9 protein-coding genes are annotated in these 8,224 nt (G+C 60.4%); 4 read left to right on the top strand and 5 right to left on the bottom strand.

Annotated features, from left to right (window positions below; all coding sequences use genetic code 11):
- Window positions 1-208 precede the first annotated feature (208 nt).
- The 3 genes from RT131_RS03245 to RT131_RS03235 form a co-directional block, all read right to left on the bottom strand.
- The gene (locus RT131_RS03245) at window positions 209-604 is read right to left on the bottom strand and encodes a DUF4124 domain-containing protein (protein WP_313170172.1); all 396 of its coding nucleotides are present in this window, start codon (window positions 602-604) and stop codon (window positions 209-211) included.
- A gap of 163 nt (window positions 605-767) precedes the next feature.
- A complete protein-coding gene (locus RT131_RS03240; RefSeq protein ID WP_313170229.1) occupies window positions 768-1,640 on the bottom strand; it encodes a methylenetetrahydrofolate reductase in 873 nt (290 codons plus the stop codon).
- A gap of 5 nt (window positions 1,641-1,645) precedes the next feature.
- Window positions 1,646-2,557, bottom strand: a complete 912-nt coding sequence (locus RT131_RS03235; RefSeq protein ID WP_313170170.1) for a LysR family transcriptional regulator — start codon at window positions 2,555-2,557, stop codon at window positions 1,646-1,648.
- Between the two features lie 127 nt (window positions 2,558-2,684).
- Between RT131_RS03235 and msuE the strand changes: the two genes are divergently transcribed.
- From msuE to RT131_RS03220, 3 genes are all read left to right on the top strand, one after another.
- The gene (gene msuE, locus RT131_RS03230) at window positions 2,685-3,269 is read left to right on the top strand and encodes an FMN reductase (protein WP_313170227.1); all 585 of its coding nucleotides are present in this window, start codon (window positions 2,685-2,687) and stop codon (window positions 3,267-3,269) included.
- Between the two features lie 73 nt (window positions 3,270-3,342).
- On the top strand, window positions 3,343-4,326 hold the full coding sequence (locus RT131_RS03225) for a DUF1852 domain-containing protein (protein WP_313170168.1): 984 nt from the start codon (window positions 3,343-3,345) through the stop codon (window positions 4,324-4,326).
- Window positions 4,327-4,355: 29 nt separating this feature from the next.
- Complete coding sequence (locus tag RT131_RS03220) at window positions 4,356-5,384, top strand: methionine synthase (RefSeq protein WP_313170166.1); 1,029 nt, start codon at window positions 4,356-4,358, stop codon at window positions 5,382-5,384.
- Between the two features lie 126 nt (window positions 5,385-5,510).
- Here the strand turns inward: RT131_RS03220 and RT131_RS03215 are convergent, their stop codons facing one another.
- Complete coding sequence (locus RT131_RS03215) at window positions 5,511-6,071, bottom strand: dihydrofolate reductase family protein (protein WP_313170164.1); 561 nt, start codon at window positions 6,069-6,071, stop codon at window positions 5,511-5,513.
- Window positions 6,072-6,157: 86 nt separating this feature from the next.
- Entirely contained in the window at window positions 6,158-6,799 is a 642-nt protein-coding gene (locus tag RT131_RS03210) for a lysoplasmalogenase (RefSeq protein WP_313170163.1), read from the bottom strand.
- Between the two features lie 303 nt (window positions 6,800-7,102).
- On the opposite strand from RT131_RS03210, the gene fdhD reads away from it, so the two are divergent.
- Window positions 7,103-7,945: a formate dehydrogenase accessory sulfurtransferase FdhD gene (gene fdhD, locus RT131_RS03205; protein WP_313170161.1), complete on the top strand. Its 843-nt coding sequence runs from the start codon at window positions 7,103-7,105 to the stop codon at window positions 7,943-7,945.
- Window positions 7,946-8,224 lie beyond the last annotated feature (279 nt).

The following is an 8,224-nucleotide window of genomic DNA, read 5'->3' as shown; positions in this document are numbered from 1 at the left end:
ATAAGATCAAAACCGGACTCTAAACCCGACCTCTACTCAGGCCGGGGGGACGTCGCCCAGTTGAGCATATGCCAGAGGCAGCAGCCTCACCGCCTACATGCAAATATCTGGAACAGATCGCTTCAAAGCTTTGAACGCGTCCGAACTGGTGGCTGATCCCAAAGACGGAATACCGAGCTGCATCGCAGGGGCTTTTCTGCCACAAATCTCACTTGCAAGCGCTGTGAACCAGATTGTCCCAATAGCTGGACATGGCAAAATCGCGCTTGACCCCCGCCGCCTCATAGGCGGCCGCCCGTCCCCGCCGCGCTGACTCACAAGCGTTTGAACGGTTGGCACTGCCCATGCCGCCAGAAGCCGAGGCCGCTGCACCTCGATCATTCGCGTACCGCTGGTCCAACTGCCGTCGCATACGATAGATCCGCCACTGCTCGGCATTCGATGGCTCGAGTACCGGCGCCGCATCCCATGACTTCACGGCAGCACCCGGGCATGGATCCGACTGGTAGGAAACGTCCTTGCCGTTGACGCATTTGAAGACCTGCTGCGCGTGGCCGTAACCGGCCACGAGGAGAATAAATCCCCCCAGAATCCACCGATACATTCCGTGCTCCATGCCGAACGTTGGTCGGAATCATAGCGTGTTAGTTGCTGTTTCCGGTGGCCGGCAGGCCGCGGCCGTATCTGGGGCGGATGCACCTCTTCGCTACCCGGGGGGAGATATGCGAACACCCGTTGCAACTACCCCGCCCCACAAGACGTTGGTTTCAAGCGGGACTGGAATGACCACGCGCTCGGTGCACTTCCATCCATTCCACCGTCTGCGCAATGCCTCCGAACGGGAAGAAATGCAGACTCACGTCGCCATGCGCTTCGGTAAGGCCGTTGGCCAGGCGATCGACAAATCCATCCGGTCCCGGCGCGGCCAGAAGCCTGCCGATCGAAACGCCATATCTGGACCAGACCGATGCGCTTGCGCTGACGCCGCACATTGCCGCGTAGCGTGCAAGCGTGGCGACACTCGCAGGTCCAGGCACACCCACACGCACGGGGTGATGGATGCCGCGCTGGCGCAGCTCTTGCAGCCACCGCAACACGAGCTCCGCGTCAAAGCTGAACTGCGTGACGATCAGGGGCGACATGCCACGGATCTGTATGCTGTGGCACTTTCTTGCAAGTACCTGCCAGCGAATCGCTTCGCTCATGACCGGGTGGCCCTCCGGATGGCCGCCCACTCCAATGTGTTTGATACCCGAGCGTTCGAACACCCCGGTTTCAATCAGCGAGACGCTGTCGGCGAACCTGCCCTTGGGGCTGGGCGAATCACCGGCAATCACGAAGCAACGCTCGATCCCAGCGTCATTGGCTGCGCGCGTCAAGAAAGATTCCAGTGCTTCAAGCGAGGCGATCCGGCGTGCAGGAACGTGTACCACAGGCTCGAAGCCAAGTCCCCGAACCGTTGTGGTCGCAGCTAGCCGTGCAGCGTTGTCTTCCCCTGCAAGATAGGGAATGAAAATGCTGGTGCCGGGCGCTATCCGCGGCGTGGCCGTGATCAACGCCGGAATGGCTTTTACACTTACTTCCAGCGAGTAACCACTGGTGAGGAAACTGGCGAGGCTGGACATATCGGAAGGAATCAGGGGTCTCACTGCCGAAGGCCGGCTGCAGCCACCGCGCTTGAGTTGCGGGCCAGTTCAAAGAAAGCCCGCACATAGTCAATGCCGGTATCGGCTTCGCGCGCGCCCAGAAAGATCTGTTTGGCGATACCACGCGCACCCAGCCGAACCGGTACCACCGCCATCCGGCTCGCGTACTCCTCCACCAGCCAACGCGGCAGTGCGGCCACGCCGCGGCCGCTGGCCACCATCTGCACCATGATATCGGTGGTCTCAATGGCCTTGTGCCGCCTGGGTGTAATGCCTGCGGGCAGCAGGAACTGGCTGTAGATATCCAGGCGCTCGATGTCCACGGGGTAGCTGATCAGCACCTCGCGGGTCAGCTGCTGTGGCTTCACGTAAGCGGCCGACGCCAGTGGATGGTCCTTGGCCACGACCAGCACCTGCTCGTAGTCGAACACCGGCTCGAATTTCAGGCCTGGCTTGAACAGTGGGTCGGGGGTGACCAGCAGATCGATCTCGTAGCCGAACAGCGCCCCGATTCCGCCGAACTGGAACTTCTGCCGGACATCCACATCCACGTCCGGCCATGCGGCCAGATAGGGTGACACCACCTTGAGCAGCCACTGGTAGCAGGGATGGCATTCCATACCGATGCGCAATGCACCACGCTCGCCCTGCGCGAACTGGCCCAGGCGTTCTTCGGCCATGTCCAGCTGTGGCAATACCCGGTTCGCCACCGCCAACAAGTACTGACCGGATTGGGTGAGTCGCAGACTGCGACCTTCACGCAGCCAGATGTCGGTGCGCAACTGCTGTTCGAGCTTGCGGATGCTGTGGCTCAAGGCTGACTGGGTCAGGTTCAACACGCCCGCGGCTGCAGTCAGCGAGCCCTGCTTTTCGACCTGCTGGACGATGCTCAGATGGATGCGCTCAAGCATGTGAATGAATTTTCTTCATGGAATCGTGAAATTAAACCATTTTACCTCATCGAAAACCGCAACTAGGATCGAACCTCATCCGCGGCGCCATTCAGCTGGCGACTATCCAGCCCCCATCAAGGCAGAAATGACACACCCTCCCCCACTTCGCGTTGTCGCTGTTTCCGGCGGGCTGCAGCGCCCCTCCAAGGCCGCTGCCCTGGTCGAGCATCTGTCCAAGCTGATCGCTGCAGAGCTCCATTGCGAGCTGCAGCTCGTGGAGCTCGGCCAACTCGCGCCGCTACTTGCCGGTACGGTAAGGCGTAGCGAACTACCCGTTTCCGTGGAACTTGATCTGGCAGCCGTCGAGAACGCTGATGTGCTGGTGGTAGCGACGCCGGTCTACCGCGGTTCCTACACCGGGCTGTTCAAACACTTCTTCGACTTTATTCACCAGGACGCACTGATCGATACCCCGGTGTTGCTGGCTGCAACCGGCGGCAGCGAGCGCCATGCGCTCATGATTGATCACCAACTGCGACCGCTTTTCAGCTTCTTCCAGGCACGCACCCTGCCGCTGGGCGTGTACGCGACCGACAGGGACTTCGTCGGCCATGCACTGGACAACGCCGATCTGCTCGAACGCGCCAGATTGGCAGTGGAACGCGCGTTGCCGGTGCTCGAACTCACCCACCGGGCCGCGGCAAGCAGCAACAGAACCATCGCCGCCTGACAGCAAACTCCCTGCCGAATCAGCGCGACGCTGTGCCGGCCCCCATCCGCAGAACCTAGGGTAGCGCACCGCCATGAAAGACAGTTTTGAATTCAGCCTCAAGCGAATCCGCTTCGATGAAAACTACCAGCCATTGGACAGTACGCGGCTGACAACCAACTTCGCCAATCTGGCCAGGGGCAACAGCCGCCAACAGAACCTGCGCAATACGCTGCGGATGATAGACAACCGGTTCAACAGTCTGGCCGGTTGGGACAACCCGATGGGGGATCGCTATGCCATCGAACTTGAGATCATCTCTGCCGAAATGGACATATCTGGTCAAAGCCCGGCAGATTCCTTTCCGCTGATCGAGATACTGAACACAACCATCGTTGACCGCCGCACAAAGACACGTATCGACGGGATCGTGGGAAACAACTTCTCTTCCTACGTGCGTGACTACGACTTCAGCGTCCTGCTGCCCGACTACAACAGCAACCGTACGGCATTTGCCGCACCGGATGATTTTGGCGACCTGCACGGAAAACTGTTCAAACACTTCGTGCACTCGCGTGCCTACAAGGACAATTTCAACAAGCTGCCAGTGATCTGCATCAGCGCGTCCAGCAGCAAGATCTACCACCGTACCGCCAATCAGCACCCGGCACTGGGCGTGGAATACCTGCAGAACGAGCTGTCCCCAACCGACCAGTACTTCGCGAAGATGGGGATGCAGGTCCGTTTCTTCATGCCGCCGGACAGTGTTGCGCCGCTGGCGTTCTACTTTTTTGGCGACCTGCTGGGCGACTACACCGATCTGGAACTGATCGGGACCATCAGCACGATGGAGACCTTCCAGAAGATCTATCGCCCCGAGATCTACAACGCCAACTCTGCGGCCGGCAGCGTCTATCAACCGAGCTTGAAGCATCAGGACTACTCCGTGACAAAGATCGTCTACGACCGAGAGGAACGCAGCCAGTTGGCGATCAAGCAAGGACGCTTCACCGAAGAGAACTTCATCAAACCGCACCGGAAAACACTGGAACAGTGGGCCGCAGCCTGCGCGCTCTGATCACTCCAAGGAATACAAAATAATCCGCCATGAAGAAACTGTTGCCCACCTCAACCGCTGGCAGCCTTCCCAAACCCGCTTGGCTTGCCCAGCCCGAGAAACTCTGGTCACCATGGAAGCTCCAGGACGAGGAATTGCTTGAAGGCAAGCAGGATGCCTTGCGCCTTTCGCTGCATGAGCAGTTGCAGGCCGGCATCGACATCGTCAGCGATGGCGAGCAGACCCGCCAACACTTCGTCACCACGTTCATCGAGCACCTCGACGGCGTTGACTTCGAGAAGCGCGAGACGGTCAGAATCCGCAACCGCTATGACGCCAGCGTGCCAACCGTCCTAGGTGCGGTCAGCCGGCAGAAGCCGGTCTTCGTCGAAGATGCCAGGTTCCTGCGCAAGCAGACCACGCAACCGATCAAGTGGGCGTTGCCCGGCCCGATGACGATGATCGATACGCTCTACGATGATCATTACAAAAGCCGCGAGAAGCTTGCCTGGGAGTTCGCCAGGATCCTCAATCAGGAAGCCAGGGAGCTGGAAGCGGCTGGTGTCGACATCATCCAGTTCGACGAGCCTGCCTTCAACGTCTTCTTCGATGAAGTGAATGACTGGGGTGTTGCCGCCCTGGAACGGGCGATCGAGGGGCTCAAGTGTGAGACTGCCGTGCACATATGCTACGGCTACGGCATCAAGGCCAATACCGACTGGAAGAAGAGCCTGGGTTCGGAGTGGCGCCAATACGAAGAAAGCTTCCCGAAACTGCAGCAATCCGGCATCGACATCATCTCACTGGAGTGCCAGAACTCGCATGTGCCCATCGATCTGATCGAACTGGTACGTGGCAAGAAAGTGATGGTAGGCGCCATCGACGTGGCCAGCGACATCATCGAAACGCCCGAGAATGTAGCCGATACCCTGCGCAAGGCCCTCCAGTTCGTGGATGCGGACAAGCTCTATCCATCCACCAACTGCGGCATGGCCCCGCTGTCTCGCCAAGTGGCCAGAGGCAAGTTGCATGCACTCAGCGCCGGTGCAGAGATCGTTCGCCGAGAGCTGTTGACCTGAACCCTGCAGCCCGGGTGGGCGCAGCGCACCCGGGATAACGATCTGGAGGCACCAGCGACAGGCTTTCGAGTCAGGCCAAGTTGCCCACCAAACCGCAGAACCCCGCTCTTCCGGCGCAACCCACTGTCAGGCAGGCGCACGCCGGTAATGCATGGCAACTGTGCCGTTGTGTAGCGGCGTCGATGAAATCAGCTCCAGCCGACGCGTACTCGCCAGCCCGCGCTGGTACAAGGTCGGCCCATGTCCGGCAATCCCGGGGTGGATGAGGAACTTGTACTCATCGATCAGATCCAGTCGGTCCAACTCGGTAGCGAGCATGCCGCTACCGAGCAGCACGCCAGCCGGCGTCGCCTCCTTGAGCTTCTGCACGCTCGTGCGCAGGTCGCCACCGATGTGGTGGCTGTTGGTCCAGGGAAACGCCGTCCGCAGCGACGACACCACGTACTTCGGCTTGGCCTCCAGCTTGACCGCCCAGTCGCGCATCGCCGCTGTAGCGTCTTCGTCGCCGCGCGCGACCGCCGGCCAATAGGCCTCCATCATCTCGTAGGTAACGCGGCCCCAAAGCATCGCACCGGCCTCATCCATAAGGCGACTGAAAAAGGCATGTGTCTCGTCGTCGGCGATGCCCTCCTGGTGGTCAACGCAGCCATCCAGGGTGACGTTCAGGCTGAAGGTCAGAAGTCCCATGCGAGTTTACTCAGAATTGGGCGTCCCACCGGATTGTCGCTCGTCGGCGCGCGCATTGCAGCACCGGACGCCTATCCCTGCCACGATCATCCGGCGACTGACGAAGCCAGGATGATCTGGGCCACATAGTAAAGCGGCAGGCCCCAAAGCCGGTTGATCGCCCCCGGTGCCACGAAGCGGTTGCGGGCAACAGCAACGTCCGAAACCGCGAACATCACCGCCCCCACTGCAAGCAACCACGTTCCGGAGGCAGCGTTTGCGGCGATCGCCAACGCACACATGGCAACGATGGCTGTCACGTACGCCACAACGGCAAGGCGATAGAACACTTTCAGGTAGCGCCAAAGCCATATGACAACCGCGATGCCGAGACAGCCCATGATGGCGAACCCTGCCACCAAGGCGGTGCCAGCCGTGGGCAGGGATGCAAACGCCATCGCGAACGCAACGTGGGCAAACAGAAAGCTGGCGAGGCCAAGCAGGAAGAGACGGCTCTTGTGGGACAGCAGCAAAACGTCACCCACCCAACTCAGCCCAAGCCCCACCAGGATCAACTTCCCATAGACGGATGCTGTCGCGTCGAGCTGAAGCGCCAACACAAGGAATGCCGTACTGGCGACAACTTTCAGCAGGACTTTGCCCGCTTTCCAACCGCGGTACTCGCAGAAGACCAATGTGCCACAGGCAACAAGGCAAAGGATGATCGTGGCGCTTGCAGCGTTCACCATGGCTATCTGCGTTCTCCCCAACGCTGTAGTGATCTCAGGCCGGGAAACGGGCTCGTCTGAGGCTGATGGTTGACGGGGACCCGCCAACCATCAGCCAAGCGACGACCCAGGCCACTGCTGCACCTAGCTTGCCTTGGCCGCCGTCTTCCAGGCAACAGCGTCGATATCGAACGAGCGGGCCGGGATTGGCCTGACTCTGCATCCACCAAGGCTTGGCCATCACAAGGTTGCGCTATTCTCTGGTCAGAGAAGCTCGCCCAAGCAGTCCACATCGCCAAGCCAAGCCGCCAGGTTACCGCCCGCATGTCCCGAGTCGATCCAACTGCTGTTGCCGAAACGCCTCCCGGGGTCGCCGTTCGGCGAACGCTCCGCTGGTGCATGGGAGAGCGTAGTGTCGTCGTCGACAGCGTGGCGGAGGAGGTCCCCGTTGCGATGCGCTACAACGGTGTTCCCTTCGCCGTAATGATGGCCACACCGTCGGACCTGGAAGACCTGGCACTGGGTTTTTCGCTGACCGAAGGTCTCATCACCGATGCTTCCGAGCTGATCGGGGTGGAAGTACATCCCAGCATCGAAGGCATCGAGATTCATATGCAGGTAACGGGCACTGCCCCTGCAGCGTCCCTGCCAGCCACTTCTGGTCGGGCCTTGCCTGGGCGCAGCGGATGCGGTTTGTGCGGTGCAAGACTCCTGGAAGACATCATGCGGTTGACACCGCCGATCGAGAGCGCTTCGACGTTTCCGGTCGCCTCATTGCGATTGGCCTTGTCCTCGCTTCCCCGGATGCAACCCATGAACGTGGCAACGGGATCCACCCACGCCGCGGCCTGGGTGGAGCTGGACGGCCGGATCACACGGCTTCGGGAGGATGTGGGACGGCACAACGCACTGGACAAGCTTGTTGGCAGCCTCCGTCGCGGTTCCCGATCGACCGAAGCAGGGCTGGTTCTGCTATCGAGCCGGGCCAGCTATGAAATGGTCAGCAAGGCGGCCCACGCTGGCATGGCCGTCGTCGCTGCCGTATCCGCGCCGACTGCGCTTGCGATCGATCTGGCAAACGCGGCTGGCATCTGCCTGATCGGCTTCGCCCGGCGTGATCGGTTCAACGTGTATTCGCATCCGGAACGTCTGCTGGGATCTGAATAGGGGATTGGCGGCAGCCACAACGCCTACCCGGATTTGCTGGACCAACGTGTGCCATGAAGTCCGAGCAATGGAAAGCCTGTACCCAAGCGCCGGCCGTGGCTTCAAGGCCTCGATCTGGCGGGCCCTGGTGATCATGGGCCGGATCTGCCACCCGCGACGCCCGGGCGAAACAACGACAGGGAATCCACTTCTGGAAATCACACGAAAACAACGTTCACACGGTCAGTGTTGTGGCGGGTCTGGAGGCTCTCTGTTACATGGAATGCTGGTTCGGTACCG

The sequence above is a fragment of the Stenotrophomonas sp. genome, from assembly GCF_032066555.1.
Classification (GTDB): Bacteria; Pseudomonadota; Gammaproteobacteria; order Xanthomonadales; family Xanthomonadaceae; genus Stenotrophomonas.
The sequence above is the reverse complement of the archived record's forward strand: the minus strand, read 5'-3'. Positions and strand labels throughout refer to the sequence as shown.